Origin of the sequence: Flavobacterium psychrolimnae (genome assembly GCF_003312425.1) — a bacterium.
Classification (GTDB): Bacteria; Bacteroidota; Bacteroidia; order Flavobacteriales; family Flavobacteriaceae; genus Flavobacterium; species Flavobacterium psychrolimnae.
This window is the reverse complement of the sequence record NZ_QNUX01000010.1, coordinates 129,355-153,138: the sequence shown is the minus strand read 5'-3', so window position 1 is coordinate 153,138 and position 23,784 is coordinate 129,355. Positions and strand designations below refer to the sequence as shown.

General features: G+C 34.9%; 26 protein-coding genes. 13 read left to right on the top strand and 13 right to left on the bottom strand.

Features of this window, described 5'->3' with window-relative positions; genetic code table 11:
• Positions 1-107: 107 nt before the first annotated feature.
• The 4 genes from DR980_RS11730 to gdhA all read right to left on the bottom strand — a co-directional run bounded on the left by DR980_RS11730 (position 108) and on the right by gdhA (position 5,472).
• Complete coding sequence (locus DR980_RS11730; RefSeq protein WP_113636360.1) at positions 108-659, bottom strand: hypothetical protein; 552 nt, start codon at positions 657-659, stop codon at positions 108-110.
• 283 nt (positions 660-942) lie between these two features.
• The gene (gene recO / locus DR980_RS11725) at positions 943-1,656 is read right to left on the bottom strand and encodes a DNA repair protein RecO (RefSeq protein WP_113636358.1); all 714 of its coding nucleotides are present in this window, start codon (positions 1,654-1,656) and stop codon (positions 943-945) included.
• Between the two features lie 58 nt (positions 1,657-1,714).
• Positions 1,715-4,003 (bottom strand): type IX secretion system anionic LPS delivery protein PorZ, encoded by a 2,289-nt coding sequence (gene porZ / locus DR980_RS11720; RefSeq protein WP_113636356.1) that lies wholly within the window; start codon positions 4,001-4,003, stop codon positions 1,715-1,717.
• A gap of 125 nt (positions 4,004-4,128) precedes the next feature.
• Positions 4,129-5,472, bottom strand: a complete 1,344-nt coding sequence (gdhA, locus tag DR980_RS11715) for an NADP-specific glutamate dehydrogenase (protein WP_113636354.1) — start codon at positions 5,470-5,472, stop codon at positions 4,129-4,131.
• 278 nt (positions 5,473-5,750) lie between these two features.
• On the opposite strand from gdhA, the gene DR980_RS11710 reads away from it, so the two are divergent.
• Complete coding sequence (locus DR980_RS11710) at positions 5,751-6,554, top strand: THC0290_0291 family protein (RefSeq protein WP_113636352.1); 804 nt, start codon at positions 5,751-5,753, stop codon at positions 6,552-6,554.
• 76 nt (positions 6,555-6,630) lie between these two features.
• On the opposite strand, the gene DR980_RS11705 is transcribed toward DR980_RS11710, so the two are convergent.
• A complete protein-coding gene (locus tag DR980_RS11705) occupies positions 6,631-7,776 on the bottom strand; it encodes a cystathionine gamma-synthase (protein WP_113636350.1) in 1,146 nt (381 codons plus the stop codon).
• A gap of 101 nt (positions 7,777-7,877) precedes the next feature.
• On the opposite strand from DR980_RS11705, the gene DR980_RS11700 reads away from it, so the two are divergent.
• Entirely contained in the window at positions 7,878-8,621 is a 744-nt protein-coding gene (locus tag DR980_RS11700; protein WP_113636348.1) for a DUF3298 and DUF4163 domain-containing protein, read from the top strand.
• Between the two features lie 164 nt (positions 8,622-8,785).
• Here the strand turns inward: DR980_RS11700 and DR980_RS11695 are convergent, their stop codons facing one another.
• Positions 8,786-9,244 carry a DinB family protein gene (locus DR980_RS11695; protein WP_113636377.1) on the bottom strand — a complete coding sequence of 153 codons (459 nt, stop codon included), beginning with the start codon at positions 9,242-9,244 and terminating at the stop codon, positions 8,786-8,788.
• Between the two features lie 76 nt (positions 9,245-9,320).
• On the opposite strand from DR980_RS11695, the gene DR980_RS11690 reads away from it, so the two are divergent.
• The 5 genes from DR980_RS11690 to nadD all read left to right on the top strand — a co-directional run bounded on the left by DR980_RS11690 (position 9,321) and on the right by nadD (position 12,868).
• Complete coding sequence (locus DR980_RS11690) at positions 9,321-9,671, top strand: arsenate reductase family protein (protein WP_113636346.1); 351 nt, start codon at positions 9,321-9,323, stop codon at positions 9,669-9,671.
• A complete protein-coding gene (locus DR980_RS11685) occupies positions 9,671-10,558 on the top strand; it encodes a DMT family transporter (RefSeq protein WP_113636344.1) in 888 nt (295 codons plus the stop codon). The genes DR980_RS11690 and DR980_RS11685 overlap by 1 nt, the downstream gene beginning before the upstream one ends.
• Positions 10,559-10,661: 103 nt before the next feature.
• On the top strand, positions 10,662-11,522 hold the full coding sequence (locus tag DR980_RS11680; protein WP_113636342.1) for a YicC/YloC family endoribonuclease: 861 nt from the start codon (positions 10,662-10,664) through the stop codon (positions 11,520-11,522).
• 116 nt (positions 11,523-11,638) lie between these two features.
• The gene (gmk, locus tag DR980_RS11675) at positions 11,639-12,214 is read left to right on the top strand and encodes a guanylate kinase (protein ID WP_113636340.1); all 576 of its coding nucleotides are present in this window, start codon (positions 11,639-11,641) and stop codon (positions 12,212-12,214) included.
• 72 nt (positions 12,215-12,286) lie between these two features.
• Positions 12,287-12,868: a nicotinate (nicotinamide) nucleotide adenylyltransferase gene (gene nadD / locus DR980_RS11670; protein ID WP_113636338.1), complete on the top strand. Its 582-nt coding sequence runs from the start codon at positions 12,287-12,289 to the stop codon at positions 12,866-12,868.
• Positions 12,869-13,064: 196 nt separating this feature from the next.
• On the opposite strand, the gene DR980_RS11665 is transcribed toward nadD, so the two are convergent.
• Positions 13,065-13,961, bottom strand: a complete 897-nt coding sequence (locus DR980_RS11665) for a LysR family transcriptional regulator (RefSeq protein ID WP_113636337.1) — start codon at positions 13,959-13,961, stop codon at positions 13,065-13,067.
• 86 nt (positions 13,962-14,047) lie between these two features.
• Between DR980_RS11665 and DR980_RS11660 the strand changes: the two genes are divergently transcribed.
• From DR980_RS11660 to DR980_RS16265, 5 genes are all read left to right on the top strand, one after another.
• Positions 14,048-14,812: a type 1 glutamine amidotransferase domain-containing protein gene (locus DR980_RS11660; protein WP_167400562.1), complete on the top strand. Its 765-nt coding sequence runs from the start codon at positions 14,048-14,050 to the stop codon at positions 14,810-14,812.
• 4 nt (positions 14,813-14,816) lie between these two features.
• The gene (locus DR980_RS11655; protein WP_113636335.1) at positions 14,817-15,980 is read left to right on the top strand and encodes an iron-containing alcohol dehydrogenase; all 1,164 of its coding nucleotides are present in this window, start codon (positions 14,817-14,819) and stop codon (positions 15,978-15,980) included.
• 307 nt (positions 15,981-16,287) lie between these two features.
• A complete protein-coding gene (locus tag DR980_RS11650; protein ID WP_113636372.1) occupies positions 16,288-17,283 on the top strand; it encodes an NAD(P)H-dependent glycerol-3-phosphate dehydrogenase in 996 nt (331 codons plus the stop codon).
• Positions 17,284-17,318: 35 nt separating this feature from the next.
• Positions 17,319-17,531, top strand: a complete 213-nt coding sequence (locus DR980_RS11645) for a hypothetical protein (RefSeq protein ID WP_113636333.1) — start codon at positions 17,319-17,321, stop codon at positions 17,529-17,531.
• Between the two features lie 11 nt (positions 17,532-17,542).
• Positions 17,543-17,791 carry a hypothetical protein gene (locus tag DR980_RS16265; RefSeq protein ID WP_146779239.1) on the top strand — a complete coding sequence of 83 codons (249 nt, stop codon included), beginning with the start codon at positions 17,543-17,545 and terminating at the stop codon, positions 17,789-17,791.
• Here the strand turns inward: DR980_RS16265 and DR980_RS11640 are convergent.
• The 3 genes from DR980_RS11640 to DR980_RS11630 all read right to left on the bottom strand — a co-directional run bounded on the left by DR980_RS11640 (position 17,762) and on the right by DR980_RS11630 (position 19,744).
• Positions 17,762-18,169: a hypothetical protein gene (locus tag DR980_RS11640; RefSeq protein WP_113636331.1), complete on the bottom strand. Its 408-nt coding sequence runs from the start codon at positions 18,167-18,169 to the stop codon at positions 17,762-17,764. The genes DR980_RS16265 and DR980_RS11640 overlap by 30 nt on opposite strands.
• An 88-nt stretch (positions 18,170-18,257) precedes the next feature.
• On the bottom strand, positions 18,258-19,277 hold the full coding sequence (gene pheS / locus DR980_RS11635) for a phenylalanine--tRNA ligase subunit alpha (RefSeq protein WP_113636329.1): 1,020 nt from the start codon (positions 19,275-19,277) through the stop codon (positions 18,258-18,260).
• Between the two features lie 110 nt (positions 19,278-19,387).
• Positions 19,388-19,744: a hypothetical protein gene (locus DR980_RS11630; protein ID WP_113636327.1), complete on the bottom strand. Its 357-nt coding sequence runs from the start codon at positions 19,742-19,744 to the stop codon at positions 19,388-19,390.
• Between the two features lie 143 nt (positions 19,745-19,887).
• Between DR980_RS11630 and DR980_RS11625 the strand changes: the two genes are divergently transcribed.
• A complete protein-coding gene (locus tag DR980_RS11625) occupies positions 19,888-20,391 on the top strand; it encodes a CvpA family protein (RefSeq protein WP_113636325.1) in 504 nt (167 codons plus the stop codon).
• A gap of 22 nt (positions 20,392-20,413) precedes the next feature.
• On the opposite strand, the gene DR980_RS11620 is transcribed toward DR980_RS11625, so the two are convergent.
• The 3 genes from DR980_RS11620 to DR980_RS11610 form a co-directional block, all read right to left on the bottom strand.
• Positions 20,414-21,157, bottom strand: a complete 744-nt coding sequence (locus tag DR980_RS11620) for a tetratricopeptide repeat protein (RefSeq protein WP_113636370.1) — start codon at positions 21,155-21,157, stop codon at positions 20,414-20,416.
• A 73-nt stretch (positions 21,158-21,230) separates the two neighbouring features.
• Positions 21,231-22,976: a BatD family protein gene (locus DR980_RS11615; protein ID WP_113636323.1), complete on the bottom strand. Its 1,746-nt coding sequence runs from the start codon at positions 22,974-22,976 to the stop codon at positions 21,231-21,233.
• A gap of 20 nt (positions 22,977-22,996) precedes the next feature.
• The gene (locus tag DR980_RS11610) at positions 22,997-23,764 is read right to left on the bottom strand and encodes a tetratricopeptide repeat protein (protein ID WP_113636321.1); all 768 of its coding nucleotides are present in this window, start codon (positions 23,762-23,764) and stop codon (positions 22,997-22,999) included.
• Positions 23,765-23,784 lie beyond the last annotated feature (20 nt).

Below are 23,784 nucleotides of genomic sequence, written 5' to 3'. Positions count from 1 at the left end.
AACTTTACGATAACTCCATAGTTCCTGCCAGTGAACGGTTCCGTTCAACCGGAGTTTCATTGTTCGTGCTGCGCACGCAACGAATCTCTAGCTGTTAGCAGCTGTTTTTATTTTTCTAGAATATCTATAATTCTTTTTTTTGATATTTCTAAAAGCTCAAAATGAGAATCAGATTTTTTGTAGATATATTTTTGTCCAGGCATAATTATTATTGAATTACCACAAGATGACTCATTAGCAAAAATCAAATTAAGTATTGAGTTATTAGAATCTTTCAGAATAGTTTTGTCTAACAAAATTATATTATTAAATCGATTTCCAAGTTCAGCGAATCTGTATATTGAAATACTAGGTCTTTTATCTATATGTTTTTTAATTCTCGCTTGAGAGTTTTCTACGCCTTTTAGAATATAATCTTGATTTTCCATATCTAACATATTCCAGCAGCTGCTATCTTGATAATCATATTTGATTATAATAGTATCTTTAGGTTTATTTCCATCGTACTTTTCTAACAAATTAAGCAAATTTTGATAAGTTTGGTCGTCTAATTTTCCACTTCCACCAAGTGAACTACTTATTTTATTAGAATGAGTCGATGAGCAGTTAATAAAAGAACCACAATAAATAATTAATAATAAAAAAACTACTTTTTTCATGTTTGATTTTTTTTAAAATAGCTGCTAACTATTAAATATGCGCAACTTTATTGCGCATATACACCCAAAACAAAGCGCTTTGTAGTTGCTTTATAACACGTTATTTCATTGCTAATATACAAACAAATAGTACAAAATGAGCTACAAGTTTTTTGTTTTTGTACAATTTATCATGTGGTTTTGCGTGAAGGATGGAAGCGGCATCCTTTTATGGAGTTTACGGAATAAAAGATACAGCGGACAGCGTGACCCGGAGTTTTTACACAGGGGCACGCCCAAGATTTTAAGAGAAAACTTCTTTTAAAACGTCTAATGATTTTGGTTTTTTAAAGCCGTCCAAATGAAAACTGTAATAATCTATTAGAATTCGTAAAACAATTTGTCTTTCGATAACATGAAATGTTTTTTGATTGTTATCGAATTTCAAATCTATCAGTTTTTTGAACAAATTACTTTCATGTTCCGTAAGCGAACTAACGGCATGAAAAGGCGTAAAAATACCTTCGTTCATTTCGAAAAAAGGCATGTCCAAATCGGAAATATCAGGATAAAAGCCCAAATATTTTGTAGTTTCTAATAATAAAATCAGATGAAAATTAGCAATTTCATCGTGATTGTCCAACCAATGCAATGCGGTTTCCAGAAAAGTAAAAAGATGCTCATTCGTTTCTTCTTCGTGAATGGAATGATGCAACATTTCTGAAATAAACATCACAATCGTACTCTTATAAATATCCGAATGAATCGAGTGAAAAGGAGTTGCAATTTTTATCTCTTTGAAATTTTCTAAAGTCCCTTTATTTTTATGAACAGCTTCAATTTCGAGTATCGTTAAAGGCTGAAAATAAGCGATTTTCTGATTCGCTTTTCGGCTCGAAAAAGCATCTCGAACAAAGTACGATTTCAAACCATGCGACAATGTGAAGCATTTGACAATCAAGCTTTTTTCCTGAAATTTTAATGACGAAAGGACGATGGCTTTGGTTTTGACTTGCACAATTTTAATTTAAAGATTGAAAAATTTAAAGATTAAAAAATTAATTCACTCTTCTAAATCATCTGATTATCATTACTTTTTTAACTTTGGTTTCCACTCCATCTTGTGCCGAAATAAAAATCATATACACACCGGAAGCAACTTTGTATTTACCAAAAGCCGTGGTATCCCATTCTATTGTTCCACCTTCAGAGGTAGTTTCATATACTAAATTTCCACCAATATCGGTGATTTTAACATTCGCTCTATCCAACAGTCCGGCAATTTTTACGGTTCCCTGATACTCCGGACGCATAGGGTTTGGATACACGTACGCGTTACTCAAATCATCATTGGCGGCAGTCGAAACCCCTTTGAAAGAGACCATTCCCTTTGCCGTAGCAATAAAAACTTCGCCAGTGGTGCTATTGATATCAATGTCATTTATTACATTACTGGGCAACGGCGAATTATTTATCGTGAAATGATATTTTGTTTCCTGACCGTTTGGCGAAACCAAAAACAAACCAGAATCTCCCGTGCCAATCCATTTGTTATTGGCACCATCAACAGCAATATCCGTGATAAATTGTTCAAACAACAATTCCTGCGCTAAGTTATCTTCTAAAATAATTATAGGATTTGCCGTCATCTGCTCCTCTGATTGAAAACTGCTGACGTTGGGCAGAACCCGTAACCCTTTTGTGGTTCCTATCCACAATTGATTTCTGGTATCTACCGCAACCGTTCTCACATTTGAAATTGGCAAATTTCCGGTATCAGGTCCTGATGTTATTTTTTTGAATTTATTGTTAGTTTCATTAAACCCAACGACACCATCTTCACTGGTAGATAGCCATTTGGTTCCATTTTTATCAATGACCATCGCACCAAAACTGTTGTCAATTGGCGATGCTAAAATAGCGTCCATAGCATAACTTTGCCATTGGCCACCAGGTTTCAATACTTTCAATCCGTTTTTTATACGGCTGTTGGTAACCCAAAGATTTCCAGATTTGTCAAATGCTGTTCCATTTATCCTTATATCTATATAATCAGGCCCCACAAAAGTCAAAGATTCTAAACCGCTATTGGTTTGATTGTACAATATTTTAGGTTCGTCATTTTCTATTTTTAATAATCCCGAAAAAAAAGAACTTGCATAAACCTCGTTTTCATTGCTTGGATTAATTGCAATTCTTGTCATTGATTGTGCGCCTAAAACTTTCTCGTAGGGGATATTAAGCCATCCTTTCTCATTAAATTTACTGATACCGTAGCTATCTAACGGATATGGATTGTAACCTGCAGTATAATCTCCATAAACCGCCCAAAGTACATTTGGTGTAACCTGCAACGAAAATATATTATTTCGCGCAGGACCAATAGGGGTAATATTTTCAAAGGTTACGGCCGAAGCAAGTGAAGTGGTAATTAATCCGTTTTCTTTTGTTCCAATGAAAACTGAATCTCCTATTATAGTAGCGCAGGAAAAACCCAAATTAGTTTCCGGAATCTGATTGGTATTTATTTGACGCACCAAAACCATTTGGCTATTGTAAATATAAATACTGTTCAAAGTTGTCATTATCAAATAATCTGTTGTTGCCCTCATATCGACTGAGCGCTGGGGAAGCTGAGTAAATCCTGTAAAAGAACTTGATGTAGCAGAAAGCTTTTGAACATTCCCAAAAGTATCTGTAGCATACAAATCAGTCCCGAAAGCAGTTATTCCAGACCAGTTTCCAGCAGCAATGGTTGTCCATTGATTGAAATCGATAAGGTTTTCATTAGCAATTGCAGCTCTTCTAATTCCATTATTGGTAGCGGCATAAATAAACCCATTAAAAACTGCGGTTTGATTCACAATAATTTCGGCTCCATTATCACCAATAAAATAGGTATCACCAAAAAGCATGGTCGCTAAATTAAATTGTACGATTCCAAAATCGCAAGAAACATAAGCAATACCTTCAAATTCCATGAAGTGATTGATTTTTTTTAAATTTGCGGGCAATTGTTTATTGATGATATCGACCACATTCAATATGGTTCCGTCTGCCTGATTGATTACAAGTATCAGTCCGTTTTCGTAGCCTAAAATTGTTTTATTAAATGTTGCGCTGTAGTATAAAGATGAAATAGTTTGTCCTGAAAGTCCATCGATAGTATTGGTGGTTTTGATTAGGTTTGTTGTTGTATTTTTAGAAAATAATGCATTCTCAGAAGCGGCAAAAACAGCACTTGGAGCCTCAGAGACATCTTTAATTTCGTTGTAAGAGAAATAACCCTGCCATGACAAATCGCTTTGGGCAAAACCCATTTGCACAAAAAGCAGAAGCAAAAAATATAAAACGCTCTTTTTCATTATTTGTATGACTATTGGTTTACAAATATAGAACAAACGGAAGTCTTAGCATTTTGTTACATAAAAAAAATGCCTTCAACCGATAACATCGGCAGAAGGCATTTTAAATTATAATTAAACCTGATTTACACCACTCCTTGAGCTAGCATTGCATCAGCAACTTTAACAAATCCGGCAATGTTTGCTCCTTTTACGTAGTTCACATAACCTTCCTCGTCTGTACCATATTTTTTACATTGATTGTGAATTCCAACCATAATCTCCTTAAGTCTTGTATCTACTTCTTCACTGGTCCAGTTCAAACGAATAGAGTTTTGAGTCATCTCTAATCCTGACGCTGCTACACCACCAGCATTTGCTGCTTTTCCTGGTGCAAAAAGTACTTTAGCTTTCAAGAATTGTTTAATTGCCTCTAATGTACATGGCATATTTGCTGCCTCTGTTACACAAATAACACCGTTTGCAATCAAATGTTTAGCATCTTCCTCGTTCAATTCATTTTGAGTAGCACAAGGTATTGCCACATCAACTTTCACTTCCCATACACTTTTTCCTTTGTGGAAAACTGCGTTTGGATATTTTTCTAAATAAGCTTCTGCTCTATTATCACCTCTTGCTCTCATTTCAAGCATGAAATCAATTTTGTCTCCAGAAATTCCTTCTTCGTCGTAAATATAACCATCAGGACCTGAAATAGTAACTACTTTTCCACCAAGATCATTTACTTTTAAAGCAACACCCCAAGCAACATTACCAAATCCAGAAATAGAAACTGTTTTACCATTAATGCTTTGACCAATAGTTTTCAACATTTGTTCCGCAAAATAAACTACTCCATAACCCGTAGCTTCAGGTCTGATCAATGATCCTCCGTAAGCCAATCCTTTACCAGTTAACACTCCGGTAAATTCGTTTTTGATTCTTTTGTATTGACCAAATAAATAACCAATTTCTCTTGCTCCAACACCAATATCTCCAGCAGGAACGTCTAATTGTGGCCCAATGTGTCTGCATAATTCAGTCATGAAAGACTGACAGAAACGCATTACTTCACCATCAGATTTTCCTTGTGGATCAAAATCAGATCCTCCTTTTCCTCCGCCCATTGGCAAAGTGGTTAAACTATTTTTGAATACTTGTTCGAATGCTAAAAATTTAAGTACCGATAAATTTACAGTATGATGAAAACGGATTCCGCCTTTGTAAGGTCCAATTGCTGAATTCATTTGAATTCTGAAACCTCTATTTACCTGAATTTCTCCTTTATCATCTACCCAAGGAACACGAAATATAATCGAACGCTCCGGTTCGGCTATTCGAAGAAGCAAATTTTTACCATCGTATTTTTTTTGCTCTGCAATAAATGGAATTACAGTTTCTGCAAATTCCCTAACAGCTTGAATAAATTCAGGTTCATTTGGATTCTTGGCTTCAACTTGAGCCATAAAATCATTTATTTTTAGTAACATAGATTATAAATAATTAATTAAGAAAACGATTTCGTTATAATTTACAAAGATACATTTTATAAAAATATTCGGACTCAGTTTTTTGAATTTATCAATAGAATTATCTTTTTATTATCCATTCACAAACAATTATGTTTAAGATAGACACTTTTAAACCTAATGACTACCACTTTCGTAAGTAAATAAGAATTTGTCTGCTTATTTTTAATTTTAGATTTATTTAAATAAATGAATGATGTTTTTATATATTTGTCAGGATTTGAAAATTTTACACCCTAATGATCAAACAAATAATACCACTTTTACTAATTTTTATTGGGTTTTCTAACAGTTCAAATGCACAATTTGGCGGTTTTTCGCATGAAGTTGGAATCATTGCCGGGCCAGTAGCTTTTCAGTCGGATTATGGAGAACGCAGTGATTTATCGACAAACGCCGGAAACACTGGATTGGGTATCGGAATTATTCATTATTTAAACTTTTCGTACAAAGCCGAATGTAATTGTTATACGCCTGAAACGTATTTCAATGACCACTTTAAACTTAGGTCTGAACTATCCTATAATAAAACCGAATTAGAGCATTTTGGAGAATATGTTGAAGGAAAACCTTCGCTAGGAAAAGAGCAATTGAAAGCAATGACTGGTAGTACAGCAGTAACTAATCTTGGCATGCAACTGGAATTTTTCCCGTGGAGCATTCGTGATTTTACAGCAAGAACAGGCAGTCTAGGTCCATTTATCAGTCTTGGCGGGCAATTTAGTTATTACAATGCTGAAGCCTCATCTACTCTTGGTCCGTTGGGAACTCCTTTGACAACATTTCCAAAATATCTAACTCCAACAGACGGTCGTCCTTATGGATTTTCTTCGGAGAGCGGTACCGTTTGGTCCGTTGTTACTAGTGTAGGAACCCGTTATAAATTAGCGCCTTTATCGGATTTAATGGTTGATTTACGATTTCAATATTTCTTTTCGAACTGGGTCGATGGCTTAAATCCAAATCCGGAGATTTATAAAGAAAACAAAGCAAACGATTGGTTGGTTTGGTTTAATGTAGGATATATTTATTACTTGCAATAGCACTTAGACAATTGATATAAAAGTAAAAGCTCCAATCCTAAATTAGAATTGGAGCTTTTTTATTTAAGATATTCAGTTACGCTAATGCTTGTTTCAAATCTTCGATTAAATCCTCCGCATCTTCAATACCTACGCTTAATCGAACCAAATCATCTGTGATACCAACTTCCTTACGCTTGTCTTCCGGAATGGAAGCATGCGTCATCAAAGCAGGATGATTTGCTAATGATTCCACTCCGCCTAAAGATTCTGCCAATGTGAAAACTTTTAATTTTTCCAGAAAATCAATTGCATCTTCTTTTTTGCCCGAAACAAAAGTAAATGACACCATTCCTCCAAAACCACTCATTTGTTTTTTGGCAATTTCATGATACGGATGGCTCGATAATCCCGGGTAATAAACTGTTTTGACTTTTGGGTGATTGTTTAAAAACTCCACCACTTTTCCACCATTTTCACAATGTCTTTCCACACGCAAATGCAAGGTTTTAATTCCTCGAAGCACTAAGAAACTGTCCATTGGTCCCAATGTTGCTCCTGTCGCAAATTGTTGAAAATGCAATTGTTCCCCAAGTGCTTCATCTTTTACAATTAAAGCGCCGGCAATAACATCAGAATGGCCTCCCAAATATTTAGTCGCCGAATGCATTACAATATCAGCACCTAAATCCAATGGTTTTTGCAAATAAGGCGTTGCAAAAGTATTATCAACCGCAAAAAGGATTTTATTTTCCTTGGTGATTTTAGCAATTTCTTGAATATCGGCTAGTTTCATCAAAGGGTTTGTTGGTGTTTCTACCCAAACTAGTTTTGTATTTTCATTGATTAATGACTTGAATTTCTCGATGTCATTCATATCCACAAAATGGAATTTTATTCCGGAATCTTTATAAATTCGGGTAAACATTCTGTACGTTCCGCCGTATAAATCGTCCATCGCAATGATTTCATCACCAGATTTAAAAGAACGCAAAACACAATCAGTTGCCGCTAATCCTGATGAAAAAGCCAATCCTCGTGTTCCGTTTTCAATACTTGCCAAGGCGTTTTCAAGCGCGCTTCGGGTAGGATTCGCAGCTCTACTGTATTCATAATCTGGATTTATAGGTTGCCCAGGACTCGTTTGTACAAAAGTTGAGGTTTGATAAACTGGAGGCATAACTGCTCCTGTGCTTGGGTCGTGGTGCTGTCCACCGTGAATGACTTTAGTATTGAATTTCATAAGTTGAATTTTTAATGCAAAATTGTTTCACAAATTTACCCTTTAATTTATTTTAACCAAGCCACAAGTTGATACCTTTGTATATAATTAACAATTTTGAGATGAAACACTTTATAATTTACACTTTACTGCTTTTTTCAGCTGCGCAATGTTCAAATGAATTGGTTTTTGAAGAAGAATCTTTTCAGAAAAAAACCACAATGCCCTGCAAAGAAAATTGTCCGTCGATTAGTGTAAAAATACCCGTTGCAAATGCCGTCCCGGTTGTTGCGGACAGCATTAATAAAAAAGTGTTTTCAGTAATGAAAGAGATTATTTATTTTGGTGAAAAGCCCTATTCAGCAACTAATTATGATAGCTTATTAGCTTCATTTATTGATTCCTACGAGAAACTTCAGAAAGAATTTCCCAATGACAAATTTGGGTGGGAAGCTGACATTGAAGGAAATGTAAAATACCAATCCGATGCTGTATTGAATATTGAAATCAAACATTACACCTACACCGGTGGCGCTCATGGATACCAAGGTTTGCGCTCACTGCTTTTTGACCCAAATACTGGAAAATCAATCTCGAATGATGAATTATTCAATGATAAAGCAGCTTTCAAGGCTTTCGCCGAAAAAAAATTCAGAATAAAATACAAAATTCCTGCAAACAAATCCATTAATGCAACCGGATTGATGTTTGAGAAAGAGAAATTCCAATTGCCCCAAAATATATTTTACACCGATAAAGGATTGTTGCTTTATTACAATTCCTACGAAGCCGCATCGTATGCAGACGGACCAAAAGAATTATTATTGCCGTACACTGAAGTGAATGATTATTTGGCGGTTAAATAATAAATGATCTTTAAAAAATGAAATGTTTTTTTAAAGACCAAATAGTGTTTTTTAACGATTCCCTAGCCCCGATAGAAGCGGATATCCTTTTCCTTTTTTCTTTAAAAAGGAAAAGATAGGAGCGAATAGCGGGATTAAGCTCCCAATATTTATAGGAATAAATCCTAAATAAATTTTCGGATACTCATCATACTTCCAATGTGAAGCCCTTCATGGAAATTACTGAAAGCCATAGCATCCTCGGCATTTCGTAAAACGTGATCGCCTGTTGAAGTGGTATATTCCATGTAGTTTTTAAAAATTTGATTGTCATAATCTACTTTTGTTTGTTGAATAGTTTCAAACAATAACGATTTGATTTCGTCCACTTCGGCTTGGGTTACGATGTGTTCCGGCTTGGTTCCCTTTTTGTATTTCTCGACTAATTCATCAGAAACCATCATTGGCAAACCAGAAAGTTTGTAAACCAATAGTTGTTGCGACACGATTATATGACCGATGTTCCAAATCAAATTATTGCTAAATCCTTCCGGAATCGTGTTGAGTTGGTCAAGATTGTATCCCGATAGAAATTTTGAAACCATATTTCTGCTTGTAGTGCTGACGTCGAATAATTGATTCATTTTTTTATTTTTTTGATAAAAATAATCATTTTCCGTGTCAAATGAATTTTCTTTGCACAAAGAAATCGCTATTTACATGGACATAATATACTATCTCGCTTCTTGCGACACCTGCAGAAAAATTATAAAATCATTACCGAAAGAACATGATTTTAAATTTCATGACATCAAACAAGACCCAATTACTGTAGCCGAATTAGAAAAAACGCGTGAGCTTTCCGGCAGTTACGAAGCGCTTTTCAGCAAAAAAGCACAGTTGTACAAATCAATGGATTTGAAGAACAAATCGTTGACCGAAGACGATTACAAAAAATACATTTTGGAACATTACACGTTTTTGAGCCGTCCTGTTTTTATCATCAAAGACAAAATTTACATTGGCAATACCCAACAAAATATGTTGCAGGTAATGAAAGCTTTGGTATAATGTCCAAAAGAAATCTTGCACTTATTGGCGCCACAATTGTCTCTATAATTTACGGTGTCACGTTTACCATTGCCAAAGATGTCATGCCGTTGTATATTGACGCCTATGGTTTCATCTTGTTACGCGTGGGCGGTTCGGTGCTATTGTTTTGGCTGGTTTGGCTTTTTATGCCAAAAGAGAAAATTGCAATCAATGATTTCCCTCGAATTATTGCGGCAGCTTTCTTTGGTGTGGCGTTTAATATGCTTACTTTTTTCAAAGGACTGAGCCTTACTTCTCCTATTAGCGCGGCGGTAATCATGGTTTCGACACCCATGATTGTTTTGACGCTTTCAGCCATTATCATGAAAGAACGCATGCAAAAACGAATGGTTTTTGGGATTATCCTTGGTCTGATAGGAACTGCTTTTCTAATTCTGTACGGAAAATCCATTGGCAGTGCAACGAATGCCGGATTGGGAAATTTTCTGGTTTTGATCAATGCCATTTCTTATGGATTTTATCTGATTATCGTCAAGAAATTAATGGACAAATACAATGCGTTTACGTTTGTAAAATGGATTTATTTATTTGGTTTTATTATGGTTTTGCCTTTTGGCTGGAGCCAATTTCAAACTGTGAACTGGGCTTTGGTTCCGATGGATATTTGCTGGAAAATAGGGTTTGTAGTGGTTTTTTCGACTTTCCTGACTTATTTGTTGAATTTGCTTTCGATGAAAGAATTAAAACCCACCACAGTTGCCGTTTTTATTTATTTACAACCGCTATTTGCGACTATTTTTGCGATAAGTCTGGGCAAAGACGAATTGAGTTTGGTGAAAATTGGTTCGGCCATTTTGATATTTGTCGGCGTTCATTTGGTGACCCAGAAAAAGACTAATCAGTGATCAGTATTCTTGCGTTACTTTAGAATTATAAAAAAAGCACTGAATACTAAAAACGGACGACTGACCACTTTTTTATTATCTTTGAACTCTTTTAGAAAAATATATGATACAATCAATGACGGGTTTTGGTAAAGCGACTTTGCAATTACCAACCAAAAAAATCACGGTAGAAGTAAAATCTTTAAACAGTAAAGGTTTGGATTTGAATGTGAGAATGCCTTCGCTGTACCGCGAAATGGAATTGGGTTTACGCAACCAAATTGCACTAAAACTGGAAAGAGGAAAAGTAGATTTTTCTATTTTTATCGAAAGTACCGCGGAACAAACTTCTACTAAAGTGAACGTGCCGATTGTAAAAGCATACATCAACCAATTGAGAGAAGTATATGCTGATGCTGATGAAACCGAACTAATGAAAATGGCAATTCGCATGCCGGACACCATGAAAATAGAACGCGATGAAATCGATGAAAACGACTGGGTACAAATCCAAACCGTTATCGAAGAAGCGTTGCAAAACATCCTGAATTTTAGAAAAGATGAAGGAATGTCTCTAGAAAAAGAATTTCAATTGCGAATTGGCAATATTCGTCAATACATGACCGAAGCTTTGGCACTTGATCCAGAACGCGTTCAGGCGATAAAAGACCGTTTGCAAACTGCAATCTCAGAACTTAAAGTGAATGTAGATGAAAATCGTTTCGAACAGGAATTAATTTATTACTTAGAGAAATTAGACATCACCGAAGAAAAAGTGCGTTTGACGAATCACCTGGATTATTTCCTGGAAACCATCAACGGAGCTGAGGCCAATGGTAGAAAATTAGGTTTTATTACCCAAGAAATGGGTCGCGAAATCAATACGATGGGTTCTAAATCCAATCACGCACAAATGCAAAAATTAGTCGTTCAAATGAAAGACGAATTGGAAAAAATCAAGGAACAAGTATTAAACGTATTGTAATTGTTAACCTGCACTGTTGTTAACTTTGCAGGTTGATTAATTTTATAACATACCTACAAGGTTTTAGAAACCTTGCAGGAAAACATAAACAGATACTGAAATAAATTCAGCATAAAATGAGCACAGGAGGAAAATTAATCGTATTCTCAGCACCATCAGGATCGGGAAAAACTACTATCGTTAGACATTTATTAAGTAAAGAAGATTTGAATCTTGAATTCTCTATTTCGGCAGCTTCCCGCGCACCAAGAGGCGAAGAAGTAAATGGAAAAGATTATTATTTCATGTCTACCGAAGAATTCAAAAAACACATCAAGAACGAAGACTTTCTGGAATGGGAAGAAGTGTATCGCGATAATTTCTACGGAACTCTGAAAAGTGAAGTGGAACGCATCTGGGCCAAAGGAAAGAATGTAATTTTTGATATTGATGTATCTGGCGGATTGCGCATCAAACATAAATTCCCCGAAGAAACTTTAGCCGTTTTCGTGAAACCCCCAAGCGTGGATGAACTAAAAAGAAGATTAAAGGAACGCTCAACCGAAAGCGATGACAAAATCAACATGCGTATCGCTAAAGCTTCTGTAGAACTGGCAACAGCACCACAATTTGATGTGATTATAAAAAACTACGATTTGCCTATAGCTCTTGAAGAAGCATATCAATTGGTAAAGAATTATGTTAAGGATTAAAAGATTGAAAAATTAAAGAATTGAAAAATTCAAAGTTATTTCTAATCTTTAAATCATTTAATTTTTAAATTAATGAAAATAGGTCTTTATTTCGGAACGTTTAATCCCATTCATGTTGGGCATCTCATCATTGCCAATCACATGGCGGAGCATTCTGATTTAGACCAAATCTGGATGGTGGTTACACCACACAACCCTTTGAAGAAAAAAAATACATTGCTAGATGATTACCATCGGTTGCAAATGGTGCATCTTGCCACCGAGGATTTTCCTAAAATCAAACCTTCAGATATTGAGTTCAAATTGTCCCAGCCTAATTACACAATAAATACTTTGGTTCATTTAGAAGAAAAATATCCAAAATATGAGTTCTCCTTAATCATGGGCGAAGACAATTTAAAATCTTTGCACAAATGGAAAAACTACGAAGTGATTCTCGAAAACCATGATATTTATGTTTATCCAAGAATTGCAATTGAAACTGAGAATATACTGTTTAAAGACCATCCAAAAATCCACATGATTGATGCTCCGGTTGTAGAAATATCGTCGACATTTATTCGGGATAATATCAAGAAAGGAAAAAATGTGCAGCCATTATTGCCTGCAAAAGTTTGGGAATACATTGATCACAATAATTTTTATAAGAAGTAACTCAAGTAAATAATTTTCTTAAATAGCCTAATATTTAAACACATAGACGCATAGTAAAATTACCTAAGCAGATTTGTTTAGAAAATAATTTTCTCACATAGCTATGTAAACTAATTAAAAGCTAAGCTTTTCTTGCTTTTACCACATAATTCTATGTTTCTATGTGTTGAAAAAATAGCCTTTGTAATAATTACTATCACTCCAAAACCCTTTTCAATTCTATTTGAATATTTTCAAAAATCGTACTCAAATTATCGTTTTTACCGGATAATACAAACACTTCCGTACTTGGCATTTGCTTGCTGTTCCATAACAATTGGATTTTATTTTCTTCGATTAAACTTTTCGCATTGCAATCCCAAACAACCGCTATTCCTGTGTTTTTCGAAATGATTTCGAGCATTTCATATTCGGATGGAATGATATAATTAGGAATCATCGAAGGTCTTTTTTTATTAAAAACATGCAACCAAAATAATTTGATATGCGGAATTTGCGCATTGTGACTGAACCATTTTTGGTCGTTTAACCACTGTTCCGTTGCAGAGAAATCCTTTGTTTTAATATTAGACTTCAACTCGGAAGCATCGATAGTATTAGAACCTACAATCACTTGTTTAATTTCTCCAATCTTTTTCTGAATGGTATCAAACGTGTCATATTGTTTGGTTACAACCGCAAAATCTAATTTTTTAGAATCGACCAATTCAAAAAGCGTATCGTTTTCATGAAAGCTAAAATCGATAAAATCAAATTTGGAAACCAAAGCGCTTCCCAAACTTCGCATCAAATGCTTTGAAATCCCAATAGAAATTAATCGATTGGCATTGAACGCTTTGGCACGAAAACCATTCTCCACATTTTCCAGTCGGTCCAGTGCTTCAATAATTAAATTATTGAGTAACTTAGCGTATTCCGTTGGTTCCACGCCTTTAGACTTTCGATTAAAAAGTTTATAACCTACATGGGCTTCCAACATGGATATTTGCTGACTAACAGCAGGTTGACTGATAAATAATTCTTTGGCAGCCAAAGAAAAATTACCGTTTTTGTAAACCGATTTAAACGTTCGATACCATTCGAGATTGACCATGATATAAATATATTTATCACAAACATAATTTAAATTATTTTTACTAATAGCATATTCGCCTTAAATTTGTACAAAGAAAATCAGAAATGAAGAAAATCGCATTATTTGCCATTATAGCATTAACCGCAAGTTGTATTACAGCAACTGCACAAAATAAAAAAGGTATGAAAAAAGTATTATTCGTTCTAACTAGTCATAGTGAATTAGGGAACACAGGAGAAAAAACAGGATTTTGGATTGAAGAATTTGCTGCTCCTTATTATGAGTTAGCAGATAAAGGAGTGATAATTGATATTGCATCGCCCTTAGGAGGACAGCCACCTATTGACCCAAAAAGTTCAGATCCATCTTCGGCAACTGAAGATACCAAAAGATTTGATAAAGATACTGAGCTACAAGCTAAACTAAGTAAAACACACAAACTAGCTGATGTTAAACAAGCTGATTATGATGCTGTATTTTATCCTGGAGGTCATGGTCCATTGTGGGATTTGGCAACGGATTCAACTTCAAGTGCTTTAATTGAATCTTTTTACACGAATAACAAGCCTGTTGCTTTTGTATGTCATTCACCAGCAGTGTTGAAAAACGTAAAAGTAAATGGGGAATTTTTAGTTAAAGGTAAAAAAGTAACCGGATTTTCAAATACCGAAGAAGAAGCGGTTGGATTAACCAATGTAGTTCCATTTTTATTAGAAGATGCGTTGCAAGCTAACGGTGCTACTTATTCAAAAATTGGGGATTGGCAGCCTTATGCAGTAGAAGATGGATTATTGATTACAGGTCAAAACCCAGCTTCGTCTAAACTAGTTGCGGAGAAATTATTAAACCAATTGAATTCAAAAAAATAAGAAGATGTTAAATTTCGAATTATACAATCCTACCAATTTAGTTTTTGGAAAGGGACAAATTGAAAAATTATCCACGTTAGTACCACAAGGAGCAAAAATACTTTTGGCGTATGGCGGTGGAAGTATTTTCAAAAATGGAATTCACGAGCAGGTTATCAACAATCTAAAAGGTTTTGAAATCTTAGAATTTGCAGGAATTGAACCAAATCCGCATTTTGAAACATTGATGAAAGCAGTTGCGGTTATCAAAGAACAAAACATAGACTTTATCCTTGCCGTAGGTGGAGGTTCTGTAATTGATGGCGTAAAATTCATTTCGGCAGCCGTAAATTTTGACGGAAATCCAATGGATATTCTTCAAAAGAGATTATTGATCAAAGATTTGTCTAAAGTGATTCCTTTTGGAACTGTATTGACTTTACCGGCAACTGGAAGCGAGATGAATTCAGGAGCTGTAGTAACCATCGAATCTACTCAGGAAAAATTAGCTTTTGGCGGTAGCGCTTTGTTTCCAAAATTCTCTATATGCGATCCAACCGTAATTGAATCTTTGCCAAAAAGACAATTGCAAAACGGAGTTGTAGATGCTTACACTCATGTTTTGGAACAATACTTAACGTATCCGCACGAAGGATATCTACAGGATAGAATTGCCGAAAGTATTTTGCAAACTTTGATTCAAGTGGGTCCAGAAGTTGTTGAAAATCCTAAAGATTATGCTTTGGCTTCCAACTTTATGTGGAGTTGCACGATGGCTCTAAATGGATTAATCCAAAAAGGAGTTCCTTCGGATTGGGCAACGCACATGATTGGACACGAATTAACCGCTTTGTACGGAATTGATCACGCCAGAACTTTGGCTGTCGTAGGTCCAAACTTATACCGAGTGATGTTTGAAACCAAAAAAGGAAAATTGGCACAATACGGAAAACGTATTTTTAATTTAACTGGAACTGATGATGAAATCGCAAATGAAGCCATCAACAAAACTGTTGAATTTTTCCACACGATGGGAATGGACACTAAATTATCTGATTATACCAAAGATTATGATAAAACGGCAGATTTTATAGTGGATCGTTTTAAAGAAAGAGGTTGGTTAGGATTAGGTGAAAAACAAAATATCACTTTAGAAAAGGTGAAATCAATTGTTGAAATGAGTTATTAATCTAATATAATCATTACATCAATCTGTTTTAAATAAAAAGGCGTTCTCATTTTTTGGGAACGCCTTTTAAAATTCTAAAATATAACTAACTAACTCAATCCACATTTTTTGTTAATTTTTTAAACAATAAATATTGATAACGAAACAGTTATATTTATATTGTATGAAAAATCAAAAATATTTATTTTAAATTTAAAATATTAAGACAATTATATCCTATAACTATATAAATAGAGCATTTCTAAGAATAATTAAATTTGCTTAATTGATGGTTTTTTAAGTACTTTTGATTAAATTCAATAAAAAAATGGCTGAAAATATAAAATTCGCAGTAATAGGTGGTGGAAGTTGGGCGACAGCCATAGCAAAAATGCTATGCGTAAATCTTACCGAAATTTCTTGGTATATGCGCAACGAAGCTGCTATTGAGCACATTAAAACCTACAAACACAATCCAAACTATTTGAGTTCTGTAGAATTCGACATCAATAAACTGAAACTTACTAGCGACATCAATGAAGCTGTTGCGTATGCAGATTACATAATTTTTGCTATTCCATCTGCTTTTTTGGATGGTGAATTAGCAAAATTGACCGTTTCTCTAAAAGATAAAATCATTTTCTCAGCAATTAAAGGTATTGTTCCAGAAACAAGCTTAATTGTAGGCGAACATTTCCATGTAAAATATGACATTCCTTATTACAATATTGGTGTTATTACCGGTCCTTGCCATGCAGAAGAAGTAGCCATGGAGCGTCTTTCTTACCTTACCATTGCGTGTGGTGATCCAGACAAAGCTAAAACCGTAGCTAAAAATTTATCTGGAAATTACATCAAAACTAAAATTACAGATGACATTATAGGAACTGAATATGCTGCTATGCTAAAGAACATTTATGCAATTGCAGCAGGAATGGCGCATGGTCTTGGTTATGGCGATAATTTTCAGTCAGTATTGATGAGTAATGGGATTCGTGAGATGAAAAAATTCATCAAAAAAGTCCACAAAATGAAACGTAACATCAATGATTCTGCTTATTTAGGCGATTTATTAGTTACCGGTTATTCTATATTCTCCAGAAATAGAATGTTCGGAAATATGATTGGTAAAGGCTACACCGTAAAATCAGCAATGATGGAAATGAGTATGGTTGCCGAAGGATATTATGCCGCAAAAAGCGCGTACAAACTTAATCAGGCGTATGGTGCCAAAACACCAATTATTGATGCCGTTTACAGTATTTTATACGAAGGTCAGGAAGCTAAAGCTGTTTTCAAAAAACTAACTGATAAGCTAGATTAATTCAGCTTCATATAACAACCAAACACAATCACTTCATGAGAGAAAGATGGAAATATCAGATTAAAACTGGCGGAATTTGGGGTGTATTTATGACGGTTTTCAATGTATTGTTTGATATCAAAGAAATCCCTTTTTCGGAACAGGTTGCTACGCCAAATTTTTATATTCGCGCAGCCGCTTATATCTTGGTCGGCATATTTATTTTGGGTTATTTTACTTGGAAATCAAAAGTTAAACAACAAAACTAATAAATCATTTTATGAGCGAAAGATGGAAATTCCAAGTTAAAAACGGGTTGATTTGGGGGTTTATGGTTTCTTTCATCATGGCTGGATTTGACCTGTTCGAAATGTCTTTTGAAGACGCCTTTTTGTCAAAAAAGAATCTATCCCGAATGTTATTATTTGTTCTAGCAGGGATATTTGTGGTCAGTTATTTTAGTTGGAAGAAGAAAATAAAAAGAGAAAGTAATACCAGCTTATCTCACGATAACGCCGTCAACAAATAAAATAGGTACTTCTTCGACTTCTGTTTCGTTAATGGAATTTGCTTTGAAAATGAACTTTTTATCGTATAATTTTCCGTCCATGAAAAACGTAAGCATGAACTCATTATTTAGTGCCAAAACACTTTTCTCGATCATCTCAACTTTCACCACAGAAACCGCTGGTACTTCGACAAAAGCATGACGCAAAAGTGATGTTTTTTTCATTTCGCCGTCAATAGTTCCAAAAGCTTTAGAAACCACCATAACACTTTCGATTAAGAAATCGCTGTCATTGACTAAATAAGCGTACCATACTTTTTCCATGAAATCGTCACTCCATTCCTGGACTGCCGCAAAAAATACGTTTTCTACTTCGGGTATGATGATGTCGGCTTTCATTTATTTGATTGTTGATTGATGATTAACGATTTTTGATTGCAGATTTAAACTTTTAAAATCAAAAATCGCTGATCAAAAATTTTAACTTTTATATACTTGATTTGAATTGCTCTAAGAAACGAACGTCATTTTCGTAGAACATACGGATATCGCCGATTTGATATAACAACATGGCAATTCTTTCGATTCCCATCCCGAATGCGAAACCATTGTATTCATCAGGGTTGATGCCACAGTTTTTCAAAACGTTAGGATCTACCATTCCGCAACCCATGATTTCTAACCAACCAGTTCCTTTGGTAATTCTATAATCAGTTTCTGTTTTTAGACCCCAATAAATATCAACCTCAGCACTTGGTTCGGTAAACGGAAAATAAGACGGACGCAAACGGATTTTTGATTTTCCGAACATCTCTTTGGTAAAATATAAAAGCGTTTGTTTTAAATCGGCAAAAGAAACATCTTTATCAATATATAATCCTTCCACTTGGTGAAAAATACAGTGAGAACGAGACGAAACAGCTTCATTACGGAATACTCTTCCAGGAGAAATAGTTCGAATTGGCGGTTTATTATTTTCCATATAACGCACCTGCACCGATGACGTGTGCGTGCGCAACAAAATATCAGGATTGGTTTGAATGAAAAACGTGTCTTGCATGTCACGCGCCGGATGGTATTCCGGTAAATTTAGCGCGGTAAAATTATGCCAGTCGTCTTCGATTTCAGGACCTTCGGAAACGTTGAAACCAATGTTCGAAAAGATATCTATAATTTGGTTTTTGACCAATGAAATAGGGTGACGAGAGCCAATAATCATTGGTTCCGCAGAACGAGTCAAATCCCCGTAAAAGCCTTTACTTTCTTCTTTGTTTTCCAAAGCTTCCTGAATGGTCTTTACTTTTTCTTCGGCAGAAGTTTTAAGCAGATTAATCACCTGTCCAAATTCCTTTTTTTGGTCGTTAGGAACATTTTTAAATTCGGCGAAAAGCTCTTTCAAAAGTCCTTTGCTTCCTAAAAATTTGATTCGGAATGTTTCTAATTCTGCTGCATTTTGCGTTGAAAAAGCCTGTGCTTCGCCAATATATTCTTTTATCTTATCTATCATTTTCATTGCATAATTGAGAGTGCAAATTTAAGAAATTTGTTCCAAGTTTCAAGTTTAAAGTTTCAAGTTTGTTGCATTACATTTAAAACTAAACATGTTACTTAAATTAGCTATTCTATTACTTCTCTTTCCAAAAAATAATTTACAATGGCTTCTTTCATCAAAACCGATTGTTCTCCAGCTTTTAAGGGTGGTAATTCCTCTTTTACTTTGTAATGTGGCCATCCATCTTCATCAAAAAATTCGAATTCATAAAAACCATACGGTTCTAATAAACGGCAAATTGCGATGTGCATCAGGTTTAATTTTTCGTCTTTTTTGAACTCTCTGTGAACTTTTCCGAGTTCCTGAACGCCAATTAAATAAATTATGGCGTCTAAATCTAAATCTTCACCTTGCGAAAATTGATTGGAAAGTATATTGACAAGCTGTTCCCAGCGTTCTTTAAGTTGCGTGTCTCTTGACATTTTTTTGAATTATGAATTATGAATTATGAATTATGAAATCCTCGCTCATAAAATTATTTTGGCAAAGATAAGAACTTGAAAACTGACAATGGTAAAGAACAATTCTTTTATATTTGCGGATATAATTTTCTTAATTAAGCTTTATGGGGTTTTTAGATATTATTTTGGGTGTGCTACTCGCTTTCGCTTTTTATAAAGGAATTAGAAATGGTCTTTTTGTCGAACTAGCTTCGTTGGTTTCGCTATTGGCGGGAATTTATTTTGCTGTCAAATTTTCTTCCTTTATGCGAGATATTTTAGTAGGATATGTGAAGTGGAATCCCAATACTATTCAAGTTGTTGCCTTTATACTTACTTTTATTGCTGTGGTTGTGGTAGTCATAATTTTAGGAAAGTTCCTCACAGGAATTGCCGATTTTGCTTTTTTAGGGTGGTTGAATAAATTGGGTGGTGGTTTTTTCCGAGTGCTGAAAACAATTTTGATTATCAGTATTGTCTTTGCAGTTTTCGAAAAAATAAATTACAATAATATTTTAGCCAAAAAAGAAACTTTGGACAATTCTCTTTTTTACAATCCAATCCAAAAAACAGCGGGATATATGTATCCGTCACTAAAGGAATGGTATAGTAGTCTAAAGAAAAAGTAAGTGAAATTCACAGTGAATATTATTATTTCACTTCCTTAATCGCACTAGTTTCAATCCAGCCTTCGGTTCCATCAGTAAGTTGTATTTTTTTCCATTTTCCAATGGTTTCAAAAACAAATACTTTTGTTCCTTCATGCAATACTAATAATGGCTTACCACCATCTCTGGGTTCCGACTTCATATTTGTTCTTTCGGCAAAAATTATGGCTGGTTTTTCTGTATCAAAATGACTTTTCTCAATAATTGCAGCAGATAAAGCAATGACCATCAAAATAAATACTGCAAACATTCCAAAGAAGAAAATACGTTTAGAAAGTGTTCTTTGTGAAAAATAATATCCGATAAAAAACAATAAAAAAAATGTCGCCAACCCTACAGAAATCCATCCCCAAGTATTGTAATGATAAATTCCGGTGAAATCCCGAAGTAACTTTCCAAAACCCACTTTTGGAATTACTTTAATCTCATCAATGGTTCTTTTTTGAGCGAATTTCAGGTTGTTTATACTTTCCTTATCGTTTGGATTCAGTACCAATGCTTTTTCATAATTATAAATCGAAGGCGCTACCTCATTCAATTTATAATACGCATTTCCTAAATTAAAATACAATTCTGAGGACTGCTTATTGTCTTTTAAAACACTTTCATAAGCTGCTACAGCTTCGGTGTACTTTCCTTTTGCATAATATGCATTCCCTTTTTCGAAGCCGTTTTGGGCAAAGAAAAGCTGGGTTGAAAGTAATAGTATGTATAGAATGTTTTTCATCATTATGGTTTTTTGCCACGAAGGCACAAAGGCGCAAAGTTTATTTAATCAAAAATTAATTTTAACACTTTTATTAAGCAATTTGTTTTTCTAATTCAGAGATTATAAATACCGCTTTATCAAAATCCTGTTGTATCGTAACACTTGACGAAGGTGCATAACGAGCCACTTCACAATTTTCAGTAAGTGCAATAAAATCATTTACAGCATCTGGTTTTGCATTTCGGGACAACAATAATTCCTGAATATTATCCTTGCTCATTTCTGAAGTTTCAATGTGTAATTTCGCTTTCAGGAAATTATGCATCGCTTTTTCCAGCGCAATGTAAAACAGTTCTTTGTTGTTGAGTTGTTTCTTCGCTTCTGATAAATATTTCTTAGCCAGTCTGTTATTCATTCGGATTCTGTTTCCGGAAATATCACCATCCATAGCCTCTTTCTTCTTTTTGAATAAAACAATTATTGGTACCAGTAAAAAAGGAAGCAATAACAATCCAATAAACAAATTCGATCCAAAGAAATCCTCTTTGTCAATGGTAACAAGATTGGTTTTTGACTTGATCGTTTTAAATTCCTCTACAGCTGCAATTTTATTCTTATTTCCGCTTGTTGCTGTAGAATCAGCTGGTGTAGGACCATCCAAAACATTAATCATAATCTGCGGAGAACTCAACGTTTTATAGGTTCTGGAACTCAAATCAAAATAAGAAAACTGCATTGGCTTGACCGGATAATTTCCTCTGTATTGCGGAATTATTGCATAACTATCCGACGATTTTCCAGCCATTCCAGAAAGTGGTGTGCTGATGTCTTCGCTATGAACCGCATCGTACATTTCCAGCGCATTTGGCACTACAGGTTTTGGTAAACTGAATAGTTTTAAATTTCCTTTTCCTGTTACACTTACAACCAAATCAAGGCTTTCTCCATGTTTCAAATTAGTCTTTGATGGTGTAACTTTAAAATCAAAATCTCCAACCGCACCGCTAAAATCATCTGGTTTTCCTGCCTCAGGTAATGGCTTAACGTTGATGGTTTTGGCTCCAGCCGAAACACGTTTAGTAGTTTCTGTAAGCATCATACGACCAAACATGTCCCTACGATTGGTTGGTAATTGCACATCTACCGCTAATGACAATGGCTCAATTTTAAGTCTGCCCGATTTTTGCGGATACAGCACTACTTTTTTCAGCACAATAAACCTGAAATTCTGGCCCTTGAAAATCCCTTCTTCGGCCACAGGTTGTTTGATCTCGATATTTTGACTCCAAAAATCATTGTACTTAGGCTTACTTGATTCTCCAAGATTTGAAATTCCAATGTTACCAAAATACAATTTATAAACTACAGTAATGGGTTCGTTGATGTATGGATTTGTTTTAGAAACATCAGCAACCAGATATAGGTTTTCATCCCCAGACATTTGAGTATCGTTTGGGTCTCTAGGCTGTTCCGTGGCGGCGGTCACAATGATTTTTACAGGTGCCGTTTTATAGATTTGACCGTTGTATTCAATAGCCGCCGGCTTAATTATGAATGTCCCTTTTTGATTAGGTGTAAGAAAATAAGAATATACTTTTTCAAAAGAACTACGACCACCTCCCCATGATTGACTCACTTGCTGGCTGGGCCCGGCAATAATTCTAAACCCATCAAAAGAGGGTTGGACAAAATTATCTCCATCCATATTCATCATAAAATCAATACGCAGTCTTTCATTTAAGCCCAGAGTAGTTTTACTCACTCTGGCCTCAAACTGAACCTGAGCGCTGAGTGTGCCACAAACCAATAAAACAATCGCCGCTATATATTTTTTCATTTTCAAACTCTCTAATTGAATTACCAATCCTTCTCCGTTTTAACTGGTTTTCCTTTTACTTTTTGGGCATTCACTTTGTCCTGAATCTTCTTTTCTTCTTTATTTACAGCATCCAAAAGATTTTCTAAACGTTCCTTTGAAATCCCTCCTGGCGCAGGTTTTGGTTCACCCTTATCATTGGGTTTCGGATCTTTGTTTTGTTTGTCCTGATCTCCTTTGTCGTCTTTCTTATCTTTTTCTTTATCGTCCTTTTTGTCTTTTTCGCCGTCTTTCTTGTCGTCCTTTTTATCGTCTTTCTTTTCCTGATCTTTTTTCTCGTCTTTTTTCTTATCGTCCTTTGGCGGATTATCTTTCAGCATTTTTTTTGCCAAAGCATAATTATAACGGGTTTCCTCATCAGTTGGATCATTGCGCAAGGCATTTTTATACGCTTCTACCGCTTGCGTATAATCTTTTTCATTCATGAACACATTTCCAAGATTATGAAAAGCACGGTGTTTCTGAGGTCTTGTTTTCGAATTTTTTAACGCTTTTGCGTAAGCAAACTTGGCTTCAGAAGATTGTTTTTGCTTGTAAATACTATTTCCAAGATTAAAAGGCGCAGCTGCTTTATTAGGAAATTTTGAATCCGAAATTCGGTAATTAGCCTCCGCATCCACAAATTTATTATCCGCATAATCTTGGTTTCCTTTGGGCAGAATTCGATCTTTTTGTTGCGCATGCAATTCGGCTTTCCCGGAGAAAGCAACGATTAAAAAGGCAATTATGATAATTTTAAATCTTTTCATTTATTGTATCTATAAATCCA